Genomic DNA, 15,712 nt, shown 5'->3' with positions numbered 1-15,712 from the left:
CCAGTTCATCATGTGGTGATTGATTCGTCTTTCCACAGACAGCAAGAAACGTTCCGTGACGGCGCATGCGCAATGCCGCGAGGCAGTCGGCCCGGCGCTGGGTTTACGGCGCGAAATGGTTGAAGCCGCGGCGTCTCGGTGGGATAAGGGTCCCGTCTGCTGCGGTGACCGTGACGTCCGACCCGTCAACGATGGCACCGATCCGGGTCGCTGTAACGCCGCTCGCCGCCAGCAGCGCCTCCACCTCGGCCGTCCGCCCCGGCGCCGCAGTGAAGAGTAGTTCGTAGTCCTCGCCTCCCGCCAGTGCCAGAGAGAGGGGGTCGGGTGCCACGTCGGGCGCCCGTTGGCTGAAGTAGGGAGAACGGGGGATGAGGGATGCGTCGATGCGGGCGCCGACCCCCGAGCCGGTCAGGATGTGCCCCAGGTCGGCAAGGACACCGTCGCTCACGTCGATCATGGCCGAGGCCATGCCCGATTCGGCCAGGCTCAGGCCGGCGGAGACGCGGGGCGAGGGGTTGAGGTGGCGTTCGACGGCATGTCCGGAGCGTTCGCCTCTGCGCAGCAGTTCGAGCCCCAGGGCTGAATCTCCGACGGTACCGGTGACGAACACGTCGTCGCCCGGCCGAGCCCCGTTGCGCGGGATGATCCGTGTGGGGACCTGTTCGCCGTGGAGGGTGATGGAGATGACAAGCCCGGAGGAGGAGCGGCAGGTATCGCCGCCGATGAGGGTGACACCGAATTCCTCTGCCAGGGAGATGACGCCGTCGGCGAACCGGTCGAGAAATTCAACCGGCAGATCGGTTGGAATGGCAAGACAGAGCAGCGCATGGCGAGGGTGTCCCCCCATGGCGGCAATGTCGGAGACGTTGACCGCCAGGGATTTGCGGCCGAGCCTGAAGGGGTCGGTGAAGGAGAGGTCAAAGTGGATGCCTTCAACGAGCATGTCGGCGGTGGACAGCAGGAGGCGCCCCGCTTCCGTTTCGGTAACGGCAGCGTCGTCGCCGATGCCGAGGCGAACCCCGGCACCGGCGGCTACTTTGCCGGCAATCCTGTCGATAAGGCCGAATTCACCGATCTCGCCGAGTCTCACCCCTTGGCCCCGGCGGCAGTGGCTTTAGTGGGAGCCGCTATGCCGCGACGCGGAGCGGTACGCGCCTTTGCGGCCGGTTTCCCCTCGGCGGCGGCGGGCGGAGGCGGCGGATAGCTTTCCAGGGCCACCTTCAGTACGTCGTCGATAACCTTGGCGGACACCACCGTGACCTTTTTGAGGATGGGCTTGGGTACCTCGTCCAGGTCCTTGACGTTCTGCTCGGGGATGACGATGGTGGTGATCCCCGCCCGGATGGCGGCCAGCATCTTCTCCTTGAGCCCGCCGATGGGAAGCACTTTGCCCCGCAGGGTGATCTCGCCGGTCATGGCCACGTCCTTGCGGACCGGCACGCGGGTCAGGGCCGAGACCAGGGCGGTTGCCATGGTGATGCCGGCTGAGGGGCCGTCCTTGGGGATGGCGCCGGCTGGCACGTGAACGTGGATGTCGACCCCGGCCAGGAAATCCTCAGGCAGGTGAAGTTCCTGTGCCTTGGAGCGGATGTAGGACAGGGCGGCCTGGACCGACTCCTTCATCACGTCTCCCAGGTGTCCCGTGAGGGTAAGCCCACCCTTGCCCTTCATAATGGTGGCCTCCACGAAGAGAACCTCTCCCCCCACCGGCGTCCAGGCAAGGCCGGTGACCACGCCCACGTCGTTGTGCTCCATCTCCACTTCGCGCAGATACTTGGCCGGACCGAGGTACTTGGCCACCGTGGCGGGGGTGATGCGATAGAGTTTCTTCTCCCCCTCGGCGATCTTGCGCGCTACCTTGCGGCAGACGCTGCCGATCTCCCGTTCCAGGTTCCGCAGTCCTGCTTCGCGGGTGTACTTGGCGATGATGGTGCGGAGCGCGTCGTCGGTAAAGCTGATGTGTTTGCCGGTAATCCCGTTCTCTTTGGTCTGGCGTGGGATGAGATACCGTTTGGCGATTTCCAGCTTCTCTTCCTCGGTGTAACCCGACAGGTTGATCATTTCCATCCGGTCCAGCAGCGGCCCCGGAATGGTGTCGTACTGGTTCGCGGTGGCGATGAACATCACGTTGGAAAGGTTGAAGGGGAGGTTGATGTAGTGATCCGAGAACATGTGGTTCTGTTCCGGATCGAGCACCTCGAGGAGCGCCGAAGAGGGGTCGCCTCTGAAATCGGCGCCGAGTTTGTCAAGTTCGTCGAGCATGAAGACCGGGTTGTTGGAGCCCGCCTGCTTGAGTCCCTGGATGATCCGCCCCGGCAACGCTCCCACGTAGGTGCGCCGATGGCCCCGTATTTCGGCCTCGTCCCGCACGCCCCCGAGGGAGATGCGTACGAACTTCCTGCCCAGGGCCCGGGCAATGGACTTGCCGAGAGAGGTTTTGCCGACCCCCGGAGGGCCCACGAAGCAAAGGATCGGTCCCTTCATCTTCTTGCGGAGCTTGCGCACCGCCAGGAATTCAAGAATCCGCTCTTTGATCTTGTCCAGGTAGTAATGGTCCTCGTCCAGGATATTCCTCGCCCGTTTGATGTCGAGAATGTCGCGGGTCGAGGTGCTCCAGGGGAGTTCCACCATCCAGTCGAGGTAGGTCCTGAGCATTCCGGCTTCGGCGGCCTCCGGATGCATCTGCTCCAGGCGTCCCAGTTGCTTGAGGGCCTCCTTCTCGACGGGCGGAGGCATCTTGGCCTGCTCGATGGCCTTGCGCAATTCCATGATTTCTTCGGACTTGGCATCGGTCTCGCCCAGCTCCTGCTGGATGGCTCGCAACTGCTCGCGCAGAAAATATTCGCGCTGGCTTTTGCCCATCTCCTCCTTGGCTGCAGTCTGGATCTTCGCCTGCATGTCCAGGAGCTCGTGCTCTTTGCTCAGGAGTTCGTTCACCCGCTGGAGGCGTTCCACCGGGTCGATGATCTCCAGAAGCTTTTGGGCCTCTTCCACCTTGAGGCCGATATTGCTGGCGACCAGGTCGGCGAGGCTGCCGGGCTCCTGCATGTTCTCGACGATGACGAGCACCTCGGGCGAGACGGGCTTGCCGAGGGAGACGATCTTGGTGAGCTGCTCCTTCACGGCCCGCATGAGGGCCTCCACCTCCAGCGAATCCTCGGGAGGGGTCGGCTCGACCACCCGCTCGATAGCTACGGAGTAGTAGGGCTTCGATTCTACGAACGAAGTGATCCGCCCTTTGGCAAGGCCCTGAACGAGAATCTTGACCCGTCCGTCCGGCAGCTTGAGCATCCTCATGATCATCGCTACGGTGCCCACGGGGTAGATCCCCTCGGGGGTCGGATCTTCGTCGCCGATCTCTTTCTGGGTGGCCAGGAAGATGAGCCGGTCCTTGGAAAGCGCCTGGTCAACGGCGTTGATCGAAATCTCCCGGCCCACGAAAAGCGGAAGAATCATGTACGGATAGACCACAACGTCCCGAACCGGCAACAGGGGCAGCACGTCCGGTATTTTTAGCTCCTCGTTTTCCTGTTTATGGTCATCCATCAGTTGTCTCCTTGTATGATCGGTATATCCCGCATGACCTTCCGCCGGTCGCTGAGGCGGGGAAAGGTCACTGTCAGTACGCCGCGGCGATAGTCGGCACGGACGGCGCTTACATCAACCGTCGGCGGGATTTCGACGGTTCGGCAGAAGCGCCCGAAGCGGCGCTCGAGGCAGAGGTAGCTGCCCCCTTCGCGGGAATCGTCCCGCTTCACCCCTTCAAGGATCAGCATGTTGCAGCAAAGCTTCAGCGACAAGTCTGCGGGATCGGTGCCGGGAAGGTCGAACTCCACGGAAAAGGCATCCGGCGTCTCGAAAATATCGACGGGCGGCGAAAGATCACATTCGGCGACGCTGCCGGCTTCCGAGCGAAGAATGAAGTCGAACGCCTCGTCCATCTGGAGCTGCAGCAGTGCTGCCCAGTCGAGCGGATCCTTGGGAGATGCGGCCATGTTCACCCCGCGAGTTCAGAAAGGCCGGAAGAGGGCGCACATCTTCGTGCCCACCCTTCCGGCTTTTGAAGATTTAATCATCTTTAGCCGTGAAGTCAAGGTAATACCCTCCGGAGCCCAACAGCGAAAACCGGTATAACTCGGCTTGCCGCTTGGGATTGCATGACAATGATTTGAAATTTGGCTGACGTCTGTGTATAATCCGCCCGTCGTCAATTCTGGCTGGAACAATGTCCGCACCGCCCCTTCCCGTCCGGACCCTGTCGCTCCGGTGGCTGCCTTCTCCTTCCCACGGGGTCTGCGGCGCCACAGACTCACGCCGCGTGTTTTCTCCGCCCGGAGCACCCCTACGGTTTCCGTCTCCCGACGATACCCGCATTATCCGTTCCGGCCCAGGCCTGCCCGCCAGGCACCGACCCTTGCGAACCTCACGTTGCGGCGAGTTCGCAGCAAACCACTCTGGGAGGACCTTTGTGAAAAAATACCTTACACTCTTCGTGCTTTCCCTGTCGGCCGCGACCGCGCTGGGGGGGGAGGCAGTTGCCGCCCAGGAGCGGTGCTGGGAGGCGAAGAGGCTTGTCAAATCACTTTCGGGCGAGGATGAGGACGCCCGGGCGAATACTGAAAAACGAATCCTCGAATATTGCTCCGACGGCGCTGCCGGCCATTTCGTCAAGGGGCTCCGGGCCGAGCGTGAAAAACGCTTCGACCAGGCGGTGACGGAATATCGCGAAACGCTCCGGATGGACCCTTCGTTTCCCGATGCCCAAGGAAGTCTCGGCCTGGTCCTGCTGGCCAAGGGTTCCGCCGACGAGGCCGTGGTGGAACTGACCCGCGCCCTGGCCGAAGATTCCAAGCCCCGCTATCATCAGGGCCTCGGCAAAATTTTTGCTGAACGCTCCCTCTATTCCCTAGCCCTTTATCATTATGCCGAAGCCCTGCGCGAACTCCCCGACGACCCGTCGATTCGTGTGGACCTCGCACAGGTCTACCGGCAGGCAGGCAAAAAGGAAGAGGCGGAGAAGGAGCTGAAAAAGGCCCTCACCGTTGCTCCGGCCAATGAAAATGCCCGCCTTGCCCTCGCATCTCTCTATCTGGCCGATGGCCGCACCGAAGGCGCGGTCCAGGAACTCAAGCAGGCCCAACTGGCCAATCCCGGCAACCGCGGCATCCACCTCCTCCTTGCAGAAGCATATGAAAAACTTGGTGATCGCAAGGCCGCCGAGTACGAATACACCCTTTCCGGGCGCCAACGAGGCGTCCTTCCCGAAGAATACCTCCGTCGGGGTGACGAACGGATGGCAGCCAAAGAGTTCCCCAAGGCCGTGGAGGAGTACCGTGCTGCCCTGAAAGAGCGTCCCGGGTCCGCGGAGGTGCTGCATAAGCTGTCCGGTGCCCAGGCAGCCGCGGGGCTCGATGACGATGCCATTGCATCCTACCGCGAACTGCTGCGAGTAAAGCCCGGCAATGCCGCTAATCATTACAACCTCGGCATTATCTACGAGCGCAAGGGGCTCATCGACGAGGCCGTGGTGGAATACAAACAGGCGGTTCGACTCTCTGCCGAGCACGGTGACGCCCGGCGCCGACTCGCCGATATCTACACCCTGCGCGGCAGCCATCCCCAAGCCATTGAGCAGTACCGCGAACTCCTCAAGCGGGGCGACAGCAATCCCGTCCTCCATCTCAAGCTTGCCCGCGGTTTCATGTCCTCGAAGAACACCAAGGATGCCATAGCCTCTTACAGCGAGGCCCTCAAGCTCGACCCGGACAACCTGGAAGCCCATCGGGAACTCGCTGCCGTCTACCGCAAGTTGAACCAGATGGACGACGCAGCCAAGCAGTATCGCGAGGTGCTCCGCATCAAAAAAGACGATGCCGAGGCCCGCAACATCCTGACGGCTATTTACGTCAAGGAGAAGAAGTACGACGAACTGGTCCCCCTTCTCCAGGAAGGGGTCGAACTGGCTCCCAACGACGCCATGAGCCACTACAAGCTCGGACTCATCCATGAATTCCGCAAGGACTACGATTCAGCTGAGGCCAGCTACCGGAAAGCAACCGAACTCAAGGATGATCACGCAAAGGCCCTCAATGCCCTTGGCCGCATCTATCTGAAAACCGGCAAGCTTACCGAGGCCAAGGAGGCCCTGGAAGCGGCCAAAAAGGCCGACCCCGGCATGGAAGAGACGGCGGTTCTTCTTAGCAATATCAAGGATGAGCTGAGCCCGGAGCCGAAGCGGTACGTGAAGAAAAAAGGGACCAAAGGGCGCAAGACCGCCGTTTCCAAGAAGAGGTCCGGCAAGAAAAGCTCAGCCAAGGCGAGCACAACGAAAAAGAAGTCGACGAAAAAGAGTTCGTCGACCACGAAGAAAAAAAGCGGCAAATAATCAGCGGGCCGGCTGCGCCGCAGATATCGGGGGCGGGATGGACCTGATGCATAACAAAAGGGGGTCGGCGGATAGCCGGCCCCTTTCTGTTGTGTTTGAGCGGATCAGTCGTCTTTTTTGGGTTCGTCTTTTTTCTGGGGTTTGATCTCGATCTCTTCTTTCCCTTCGGACGCCTTCTTGAAATTGCGGATACTCTTGCCGAGTGCGCCACCGATTTCCGGCAGCCGTCCCGCGCCGAATACCACCAGAACGATAATCAGAATCACGATAAGCTCCGGCATGCCGAATCCGAACATACGGTAACCTCCAAAAAACTATAGAGTTGTCAGCGAGTATTGCATCCGTCCGGCGAAAAATCAAGCGCAACGACCGTGGAGTACATATCCCGGGCGCCTTTGCGGCCCGGTCTTACATTTCCTCCGTTTGCTGCTATACTGTATAACCATTTAGTTCAGGTCGCCGGCTTTCATGCACGGCGAAATCGTCGGCCAAGGCGGCCGGACGAAAGGAGAAAGCGATGAAGTGTCCCCATTGCGGCAGCAGAACAGCGGTCCAGATCGACATGCATTCGGAAGGGTTCAGTTCGGAAGAGTCGCCCGTGAAGGAGTGCGGCGACTGTGGACTTGTCTGGCGGGTACGGGTGGTCAAGGGCAGCTCGCAGATAGACATCATCAAGGAATCCAGCCAGGCGGTTAAAAAATGAAAAGCCTCCCGTGCGGGAGGCTTGTGCCGCGGTAAGAAGGGGAGCCGCCGATCAGGCCGGCTCGAACAGATCCTTGCCCGCCCCGCAGATGGGGCAGACCCAGTCATCGGGCAACTCCTCGAAAGGCGTGCCGGGATCGATGCCGTTTTCCGGGTCTCCCGCCTCGGGGTCATACTCATACTGGCAGATGGTACATCTCCAACGCTCCATGGGCCATGGTCTCCTTTCCAGCCGGAGAGGGATTTCTTCTCCATCTCTCCGGGCCGTGGTTGATGGCTATCCTTTCCAACTGATGCACTGAACCGGGCACCCGTCGATGGCCTGCTGGATTTCCTGCTCGCCGGCCCCGTTGGGATCATACACCTCCGACTTGCCGTCCTCGTTGAACCGGAACACTCCCGGACAGGTCGATACGCAGAGCCCGCAGCTGATGCATGAATCCTGATCAACCGTCGGTATTCGTGCCATGTGGAGCCTCCTTGTGTGTCGAATGGTGTCCATTGTAGCAGTGGAACAACCGCTGTCAATGGCGGCGCTGCCGTGTCATTTGCCGGAATTTCCCCTCTGTACGCCCTCGCAGCCAGTCAGCGGCGGCCCTGAGTTACGGACCCTTTCATCTTATCCCGATGCACACTCTTTTCAGGCTGTGAAGCCTCCCATGCACGTTGTGTCTTCCGCGCCACACAAGGACAAGGCGCTCCTCGTCCGGTTCGGCGATGAGCGTATCGAGTTGCATCTTCAGTTCATGGACCGTCGCTCCGATCGCCACCGAGACGCGGGGTGCGATGCCGGGCAGGGTAAATTCCAGCCTGCCGTTGCGCGAGGCGTTTGTGACAAGCACCTGTTCCGTGCCCGACAGGTGACGGTTTGACATGAGGCCCGGTGGCGCGGACGAGTGGAAGCGCGAATCCATATCCTCCGGCGGGAGGGGGTTCACGTACTTTCGCCAGTGATCGTCATAGGTGCCGGCGTACTTCGCCCGAGGCTGCCAGTGGGGCGGAATCGGCCCGAACCCCATGGGCCGGGGACGGTCGTCGGTCTTTCTTATGAGATGCGTCGGGTCTTCCAGGTTGGGAAGGCGAAGACCGTCGATCTCCTGTTTCGTTCTTTTCGCCAGAATGCCCCTCCCCACCGGATTTTCGAGGCAGAACTCATGGTTTTTCGGGTCGGGCCAGCTCGTATCCGCCCCTCCGAAGGCCCGCTCCCAGACGAGGGGAATCTTCTCGAACGGAGCAGCCCTCGACATCGACACCATTCCCAGGCACTTCATCCAGATCCGTTCGCCGAAGACCCGTACCATCGTTCGCACCGGCCCCACGGCGAAGGTCACATCCACCGACTCGACTCCCACCTTTGGCGCCCAGGCGTGGCCGAGGAGGATGCAGTCGGTCCCCGGCTTTTCCAGTATGATGTCGGTGTCGTGGATGAGACTCGATGAGGCGGGATCGCCGGAGTAGAGAGGCTCGAAGCGGATTGGCACCTGCTCTTCCGCCACGGAGAGGGTTCCGTCCCGATTGATCCGCCACGTTCCCTTGACGATGACAAGGAGCGTTTCGGCGCCGTGGCGGTCGGAGAGAAAGAGCGGGGTGGCGGCGAAGGGGGTGGAGTTGAGGAGGTCCATCCGGTCTGTCTCTTTCTATAGTTATGCTGCAGAGCATCCACAACAATTTCCGCCAACCGCAGATGGGTCAGTGTACCGGCCGTAATAATCCGGAGCAGGCTGATCACCAGGGGACAGGATGAGCCGCAACGTCTTTGCCATACTTTTTACCTCGTTGATATCGCAGCAGGCTGTTGAAACAGTCATCACGCAGCAATACGCGATGAACCATCGCACGATACGCCAATGTCTTGTTGCTGCATTCAATGCTTGTTCCCAAGTCCCTGCTTCTTCTCTCTGGTCAGCTTTTCCAGATCGTTCTTAACGATGTAGTCGTGGAACGACATCTTGCCCTTTTCGGGAAAGTCCCGGTTTTCCAAATCCCAGTGGTAGATCTTGTCAAGTCTTGAACCGACAAAACCGGTCGGGTTGGTGGTCCAGGCGAATTTCCCTTCATCGAAATACGTATCTGCCAGCAGGATTGGCGAACCCAGGTAATGAGGGTATTTTTCGGATATTGGCATCAGGTAGGTCTTATTGTGTCTAGGATAATACTTTTGGTAGGCAACCCATTTACCGTCAGGTGAGAATGAAACATAGCTCCCGGATTCAATTAATAGGTGAGGCGCGTCACTTCTATCCTTGCTCCAAGTTATAAAAGTCTCTTCTTTCATCGCTCCATACAAAAAGGCAAACGGCAGATATGGGTGGATGGCAATCCTTGAAAAATCTAGCTGGTCCTGGTACTTCTTCACCACTTCCTCCAGAGGATGATGAGCTGGTTCTAGATTCATGTTGTAAACGTGTAGTTTTTTTTCGTCAAATTCCCACAAAAAAACCCTATCTTTTGTGGTTATCCATATCGTACCAGGCGCTTTTGGAATTTCCTTGATAACCTTGTGCTTGTCATCACTCAAATCGATCAATTGTAAGGATTTATCTACATCAAATGAATTTTTTGCATTCCTCTTTTGAGATTCTATTTCAAATATAAACCGTTTACGTTCCGCATCGGCCAATGCAATCTTTTTGATATATTGTGTAATTGGAAACACTATCCGGTACTCACGGTGCAGTTTCTTCTTAAAGTCAAACAGCAGAAAACGGCGAACCTGACCGTAGCCCAGGATATCCTTGGCGGTTTGAGCCACAAATTCTCCACCGCCGCTCATGTCGTCTGCAGCATTTCGGAAGTACCGGTCATAGTCTATCTTCCCCTTTGGGAAGGAGATGATGGTAACGGCGTTGCCCATGTCATTGCTCCCCACGGCATTGTCGAAGGGGACGGGGAACAGCGAGACATTACGATAACCGCCGAACAGGCCGCCGCGGATCTTGAAGATTTGAGGCGGAAGGGATATGTCTTCATTCATGTCTTTTTCTTTGTACAGAAGTGGAGTTTCCATTATTTTCCCTCCGTAAGCATTAGTGGAAAGCAGAAAAAAGCAAGCAATTATTCTGAATAATTGTATTGTGCGGTTCATGGCGTCTCCTTATAAATGATATGCCCCTCATTGGCAGCCTTGATCCAAGCGGCATCTTTGCGAATCTCATTGATTTGCTGTTCTTTAAACGGGTCGAGCTCTTCTCGAATCTTTTCATCCTTCGTCCGCATCTCAATGATATTCTCCGCAATCCTCTCAATCCGCTTTTCCAACTGATAGAAACGATAAGGGTTGTACATGGTGAAAGCCGGCCAGAGGCTGGTATCGAAATCATCCAGGAACTTCTTGGTCTCCGTGCAGTAGTCCCACAGATTCTTGCCCACGAAAGGGAAGCTGTAGACGAAGGTCATGTACCAGTCGGTGCCGAACAGGATGCGGTCTTTGATTTTTGGGTGCTTCCGGATGATGGCTTTGAAATCCTTGCGAAATCCGCTGTCGGCGAATGATGACGAGATGTCGGTGTAGAGGTTGGGGTATTCCCCGCTTTCGATCATCTCAATAATCTGGCGGTTCCATTCCACGCCCAGGTCGGTAGGCCCGCCGAAGTGGGCCAGGCAGAGGTACAGGTTTTTAAACGATACGTGCATCCGTCCATCCACCAGTTCAGCGCCTCCGTCCAGCAGTTCCTTCCATGCCTGGGGGGAGACGAAGTGCCTGCTGAAGTAGGCCGGCCTTTTGTCTTGCTTCTGTTTCCGGTCGTTCTCCCCGTCGAGGGGGTGTTCGAAACCGAAGTATTCATCTCGTTCGTAGGCGGCAGCCCCTTTCGGGGTGCAGTGGTTCACGATGGGGATGCCGCGCAGACAGCATTTGGCGTAGAAGTCCTTCAGAATCGGCAGCCGCGGATCCCACGGACGATACCCCTGGGCGGTGTACATCTTGAACCCCAGGTAGATACCCCTGTCTCCAACCTTGTCGAGCACCTCGGTGGCGTTTTTCTCCAGATGCCAGCGGCGCGGATCGAAGTGGTACATGGGGAGAAGCTTCAGAGGATATTTCACGACGGCAAGCTCGGTGTATTGCAGCTGCTTTATCCAATTCTCGTAGAGAACGGTCTCCGCGTCCGGCAGCAGCACCGGCGCAGCGACGATTTTCACCTCTCGGGCATTGCCTTTGTCATCCAGGTAGGAGGCGGTTATTCCTTCTATCCGTGCCTCTTCCTGGTAGTTATCAAACTCCTCCGGCGTCATGTGCTTTTCCGAGGTATTCGCCTGCTTGTCCCGCCTTACATAGACGCTATTGTCGCGCGGGGCCTTTACCCACTCGCCATGCTGCGGCGTCCAGTAGGCGCAGGGCTTGTTCGCTTCGATGTCTTCTCGGTTTGTATAGAGGGGGTTGTAGACCTTGAGACCGAAGTAGCCGTCAATATGGCAGTACTCCATGTCCATGGTCATGACTACGCTGGTGAAGATGAGGTGGGGGGCATCCTTGTAAAGGGCTTCCTTCATGAAGTAGTTGGTTAGAACCTTCTCGCGCTCCAGTATGAAGCCTTCGGCAACCTCGATGGTTTTTTTCTTCTGCTGTGCTACCAGATCAATTAAGGGTGAGGCCTGCAGGATGCCTTCATCAGGATTGTGGGGAGAATTGTCGAACAACTGGGATACGGCACGTACTGGAGCCCAGACAGGCTCGAACAAGGCCGTAAAGATGGCGCCAAGGGTGAGGCCGCTCCCCTCTATCCATCCCCGGGAGGCGGAGGCCGCCGTCTGCAGCATGGCCACTGGGCCCGGCCCCTGGTCCCTGACGAACTGCAGGGGGGCACAGCGCCCGCTCTGAATGTGCATGTGGGAATCGACAATGACGGTCGGCTGGTACATGCTGATAGTGTGGATCTCGCCACACATCATGTCGGGCTTGACGTGCTGGAGAACCTTTCCCTTGGGATCGTTTTGCTCGATTCGCTTGTGGCTGGCGTCTGTCACGGGGTGTCCCCAGGGAGTTTTGTTTGCACTACAGCCGTCCGGTTGTAGAAAAGGGTGTATTTGTTGTTAAGGGCGGCTTCTTCCGGTTCGAAGATGACTTCGAACGTTGCATTGGCGTCCTGATCAGTCAGTTCAATTATTCCCTTTTCGTCGGTAGACTTTTCAACGATGCTGCCGTCCGGCATCTTGATTTTGAATACTCTGCCGCCGATGGGTTTGTTGTCTTCGTGACCGAGTTTGAAAGTCCGGCTGTTCTCATCGCATGTGTCCCACGAAAGATACTCGACCACCTTAAGGCGAAAGGTACGTTTATCGGGCACAACTTTCTGCTCGCCGCTCGACTGCCCGGCATTGGAATCGTTGTTCACTCCCATGATTTGTGCTCTCCCGAAAACTGTGGCGATGCGGCCGAGGAAACCTCGTGCTTACATGGCGTTTTTATTGTTCTGCGTCATGGGGTCGAAGTTGCGGCATGCCCCTTTCCCCTCAATCTTGACATCGAATGAGTAGTTGATGAACTCGGCCTTGTCCTGTATCGTGCCCGACCCAACTCCTTTTTTACTGCCAGGCTCATCACCACTGCTTTTTTTGTAGCAGCACCCGTCGATTGCGCCCATGGTGCCGTCGATCTTCACCGTCTTTGTGCCATCGGCGAGACTGGCCGATCTGGCGACGTTGGTATAGGGTATCGGTACGACTGTACTGCCCATCGGGGTAAGACAGACATCCGGGCCGCTTACGACAACAGCTCCACTCCCTTTGTTGCTCATTCCCTGTTTGTTAACGAAAACCGTTGATTTTCCCACGATCGCCTCCTTGGGGATTCTATTTCGCGCTCTCCAATACCAGGGCACCGCATGGTCCATGGTCATCGGAGCAGGCCACCAGTATCGGCGATTGCAACCATCCACGAACAAGCCCTTGCGTGGCAATACTTGCCAGGACCACGCCGCTGGCGGCGCCGATGTCGCCGTAGCAGTTAGCCGGCGTCCAGAGCCGCCTGCTTTCATCCGGTTTGTCGAAACAGCGCATTTCGGCCATGCCCCATTCCCTGGCTCGGGAGTTTTCACCATTGAGATCGCTGAATATCGCGCGGATCGCCTTTTTTTGCACCCCGCTCAGGGCGGCATGGCAGGCCTCGGTGAGCCCGCTGTTTCGTCCGAGGGCGCTCGATGCCCGCGGCGCTGGTTCTACTGCCAGCCCAAGCCCTGCAATACTCCCGAGGATCGGCCTGTCTGCCTGCTTTGCTCCTGCGTGTTCTCCAATGACCATGAACCCGACCGCTTCTCCGGCAATGAGCCCCTGGTGACGGCCATGGCTTGCGGATTTGAGGCGGCAGTCCTTTTCGAACCAATTCAGGGTCGAGGTTCTTAGCAATGAATCAACTCCGCCGACGATGCACACCGCGTCGGGATTGCTGTCGATCAGGCGACCGGCCTGTTCAAGGGCGTACATCATGGATGCGTTTCCCCGAGGGATAGCCTGAATGTCGGGTTTGTCCGTCCATTTTCCGATTATCCCGCGCAACGGGAACAGGCTGCTTTCTTCATAGCGCGGACCGGGCCGTTCTTCGGAGGCTACTCCAAGGAAGAGATGGATCTGTGGGGGCCTGCGCGGGTCTTGCCGAAAATACTCGTCAAGGAGCTTTTCAAGGCAAAGCGCGGCGACACCGGCCATCCGTTGAGGTGTATCCCAGCTGTCATGAATCCCCCTGATCCGTGCCGCGGTGATAGGGTTGTCGTTTTCGTCCCGATAGTTGTCGTACTCGGCAAAGCGGGAGATTCCCGCCCTGACTGAAGCCGCCGTCGGGGGGCCGTCATGCCCTACGGCAGTAACGCAGCTTGCCCCGGTGATCGCCAGGGTCCTCATATGGCCGCAACCTCTTTGCGCTGTCTGGCCGCTGGTGCCCGCACTTCAAACATCGGTCGCCCAGGATTCATTCGCGCCAGCTCAAGGGCGGCAGCCGCACGCTGACGCTGAAGGCCCGTTTTGAGAGCCAGCCGGAGATGTTCAGGCGAGACCGGTTTCCCGAGAAAGTAACGGGTTCCGCTTTGAAAACGGCCTTTATTCTTGTCCCACCATGCGGCAACCCGGTCGGCATCGGGCCAGGGGAGGTTTTCATCGGCATCCATGGCCACATTGAGATCCTTGGGATCATCGGTGGGGCCGGCATTGAAGCCTTCGGGCCGTGAGCCTGCCAGTTCTTCGAGCTCGATATCGATGCCGGTTATCATGGTGAGCGCTTCACCCGCCACTCGTGCGATTGTCGGCGTATCCATCCGGTCGATGAGCCACGGAACAAGGGCCGGATCGCCCAGAGCCCCCGCGCCTATCGCAGCAAATCTGATCGTTTCAGACGATTGAGCGAGCTCCCGTTGCCAGGCACGTGCGCTTTCGGGGCGCATGCACCGCACGGAAACGTTCAGGGCTTTCTCGGCATATCGGGATGAGGATGCGACGAAACTTCTCAGCACGCCGACGGCTGTGCCAATGCCCGCAAGGGACGCGGACCATGCGGCGGAAAAGCGGATTTCGTCGTCGTGGTCCGTCAAGTATTCTTGCAGCCTGAAATCATTCAGCTCGCAACCTCTGCCTAACTCCCCGTATGCACGGAGCCCGCGGGCCATCAATAACGGGGAGGTATCGTTCACGGCTCTTGTCAGCTGTGGGCCCGGATCGTGCCGGTGGATGGCGCAAGCCGCCATGCCGATGTAGCGATGAAAGGGCGATTCATCTGCCAGTAATTGCTCTATGCGCGGCCTGGCCTGTTCGTAGGGAAGCCACCCCAGTGCGGAAATGACGGCGCGGGCCTTCTCCCGATCCGTCCCCATCGCGTCCATGACCTGCTGAAGGTGCTCACTGTTGCCGCCTTCGAAGGCCAATACCGCCGGGGCGAAGAGTCCTTCGACCGTGTCGCCCGCAAGCGCAGATCGGCATATCTCCCAGGACGCGTCGCCGCCCACCCGCAAGCCATCGACCTGTGCTTCAAGTCGTTCATCGAAACGTTCGAGGTCACTCAGAGAAAAATGCGGAGATTGCAGGATGCCACCTCGAAGATGCCAAAGAAACGCTGCCTCCTCGGCAAGTTGGTGTAATATGGATGATATTGTTGGATTCATCAGTTGAGTAGTGTGATAATTCAATTGATTCCAACGGACGCGCCTTTGATCCTGTTCTCACCAGAAGACTGGCTGAGCAGGTAGGCTCCCTTGATGATTACCTTGCCGGCGCTGGTGAGAACGATACTGGCTTTTCCGCATTTGAGCTCGATTTCTTCCCGAGCATCAAACGTGATCCGCGTCCCGTCGACAATCACTTCGTTCGGAACGGCCTTCGCAGTTTCGGCCGCTGTCGCATCGGCGATCTCATCAAGTAGTGAGTACATTGTGTCGACAATGATCGGCTGTCCGGGATCGTTGTTCTCAAATGCCAGGAGAATTTCTTTCCCTGCCGGGTTGCCCGTGTCCAGAAGCCGGTTTTTCACCGAGGTCGTGAGCCGGGCGGCGATGGGACCCAGAGAGTTCTCCGGGTAATCGACGATAAACCTGTTGTCGGTTGCGGAAACGATGCGGCCGACGCGAAACCCTTCCGACAGGGTGCCGTTAATTCCAAACGAAATAACTGAAGCCTTTTTTCTCACATCATTCTCCGCATATCCCG

At 58.1% G+C, this 15,712-nt stretch carries 16 protein-coding genes; 2 read left to right on the top strand and 14 right to left on the bottom strand.

The features are described from left to right. Positions 1 to 103: 103 nt before the first annotated feature. The 3 genes from thiL to AABA48_RS13265 are packed head-to-tail and all read right to left on the bottom strand — an operon-like array spanning position 104 to position 3,995. Entirely contained in the window at positions 104 to 1,090 is a 987-nt protein-coding gene (thiL, locus tag AABA48_RS13275; RefSeq protein WP_338270650.1) for a thiamine-phosphate kinase, read from the bottom strand. Then, the gene (gene lon / locus AABA48_RS13270; RefSeq protein ID WP_014552114.1) at positions 1,087 to 3,546 is read right to left on the bottom strand and encodes an endopeptidase La; all 2,460 of its coding nucleotides are present in this window, start codon (positions 3,544 to 3,546) and stop codon (positions 1,087 to 1,089) included. Before lon ends, thiL begins: the two co-directional genes overlap by 4 nt. Further along, positions 3,546 to 3,995: an Hsp20/alpha crystallin family protein gene (locus AABA48_RS13265; protein ID WP_010943810.1), complete on the bottom strand. Its 450-nt coding sequence runs from the start codon at positions 3,993 to 3,995 to the stop codon at positions 3,546 to 3,548. The genes lon and AABA48_RS13265 overlap by 1 nt, the downstream gene beginning before the upstream one ends. A 473-nt stretch (positions 3,996 to 4,468) precedes the next feature. Between AABA48_RS13265 and AABA48_RS13260 the strand changes: the two genes are divergently transcribed. Beyond that, positions 4,469 to 6,385: a tetratricopeptide repeat protein gene (locus tag AABA48_RS13260; RefSeq protein ID WP_338270649.1), complete on the top strand. Its 1,917-nt coding sequence runs from the start codon at positions 4,469 to 4,471 to the stop codon at positions 6,383 to 6,385. 104 nt (positions 6,386 to 6,489) lie between these two features. Here AABA48_RS13260 and AABA48_RS13255 read toward each other — a convergent pair whose 3' ends face one another. After that, on the bottom strand, positions 6,490 to 6,681 hold the full coding sequence (locus tag AABA48_RS13255) for a twin-arginine translocase TatA/TatE family subunit (protein ID WP_324309037.1): 192 nt from the start codon (positions 6,679 to 6,681) through the stop codon (positions 6,490 to 6,492). A gap of 221 nt (positions 6,682 to 6,902) precedes the next feature. Between AABA48_RS13255 and AABA48_RS13250 the strand changes: the two genes are divergently transcribed. Beyond that, a complete protein-coding gene (locus AABA48_RS13250) occupies positions 6,903 to 7,088 on the top strand; it encodes a hypothetical protein (RefSeq protein ID WP_286350840.1) in 186 nt (61 codons plus the stop codon). A 51-nt stretch (positions 7,089 to 7,139) separates the two neighbouring features. Here the strand turns inward: AABA48_RS13250 and rd are convergent, their stop codons facing one another. The 10 genes from rd to AABA48_RS13200 all read right to left on the bottom strand — a co-directional run bounded on the left by rd (position 7,140) and on the right by AABA48_RS13200 (position 15,692). Further along, positions 7,140 to 7,298 carry a rubredoxin gene (gene rd, locus AABA48_RS13245; RefSeq protein ID WP_010943806.1) on the bottom strand — a complete coding sequence of 53 codons (159 nt, stop codon included), beginning with the start codon at positions 7,296 to 7,298 and terminating at the stop codon, positions 7,140 to 7,142. A gap of 66 nt (positions 7,299 to 7,364) precedes the next feature. Beyond that, complete coding sequence (locus AABA48_RS13240) at positions 7,365 to 7,556, bottom strand: ferredoxin (protein WP_286350839.1); 192 nt, start codon at positions 7,554 to 7,556, stop codon at positions 7,365 to 7,367. 145 nt (positions 7,557 to 7,701) lie between these two features. Continuing rightward, positions 7,702 to 8,709, bottom strand: coding sequence for a DUF2169 family type VI secretion system accessory protein (locus tag AABA48_RS13235; RefSeq protein ID WP_338270648.1), 1,008 nt, complete (start codon positions 8,707 to 8,709; stop codon positions 7,702 to 7,704). A 242-nt stretch (positions 8,710 to 8,951) separates the two neighbouring features. Continuing rightward, positions 8,952 to 10,094, bottom strand: coding sequence for a hypothetical protein (locus tag AABA48_RS13230; protein WP_338270647.1), 1,143 nt, complete (start codon positions 10,092 to 10,094; stop codon positions 8,952 to 8,954). Between the two features lie 74 nt (positions 10,095 to 10,168). Beyond that, complete coding sequence (locus AABA48_RS13225) at positions 10,169 to 12,052, bottom strand: amidohydrolase family protein (RefSeq protein ID WP_286350836.1); 1,884 nt, start codon at positions 12,050 to 12,052, stop codon at positions 10,169 to 10,171. Continuing rightward, on the bottom strand, positions 12,049 to 12,426 hold the full coding sequence (locus AABA48_RS13220; protein ID WP_254278210.1) for a hypothetical protein: 378 nt from the start codon (positions 12,424 to 12,426) through the stop codon (positions 12,049 to 12,051). Before AABA48_RS13220 ends, AABA48_RS13225 begins: the two co-directional genes overlap by 4 nt. 51 nt (positions 12,427 to 12,477) lie before the next feature. Beyond that, positions 12,478 to 12,858, bottom strand: a complete 381-nt coding sequence (locus AABA48_RS13215; protein ID WP_286350835.1) for a DUF4150 domain-containing protein — start codon at positions 12,856 to 12,858, stop codon at positions 12,478 to 12,480. A 19-nt stretch (positions 12,859 to 12,877) separates the two neighbouring features. Next, positions 12,878 to 13,921: a 3-oxoacyl-ACP synthase gene (locus tag AABA48_RS13210; protein ID WP_286350834.1), complete on the bottom strand. Its 1,044-nt coding sequence runs from the start codon at positions 13,919 to 13,921 to the stop codon at positions 12,878 to 12,880. Beyond that, positions 13,918 to 15,195, bottom strand: coding sequence for a TIGR02270 family protein (locus AABA48_RS13205; RefSeq protein ID WP_286350833.1), 1,278 nt, complete (start codon positions 15,193 to 15,195; stop codon positions 13,918 to 13,920). The genes AABA48_RS13210 and AABA48_RS13205 overlap by 4 nt, the downstream gene beginning before the upstream one ends. Beyond that, a complete protein-coding gene (locus AABA48_RS13200) occupies positions 15,192 to 15,692 on the bottom strand; it encodes a DUF6484 domain-containing protein (RefSeq protein ID WP_286350832.1) in 501 nt (166 codons plus the stop codon). Before AABA48_RS13200 ends, AABA48_RS13205 begins: the two co-directional genes overlap by 4 nt. Positions 15,693 to 15,712: the final 20 nt, after the last annotated feature.

Source organism: Geobacter sp. 60473 (assembly GCF_036323535.1).
Classification (GTDB): Bacteria; Desulfobacterota; Desulfuromonadia; order Geobacterales; family Geobacteraceae; genus Geobacter; species Geobacter sulfurreducens.
This window is presented reverse-complemented; position numbering and strand designations above follow the sequence as displayed.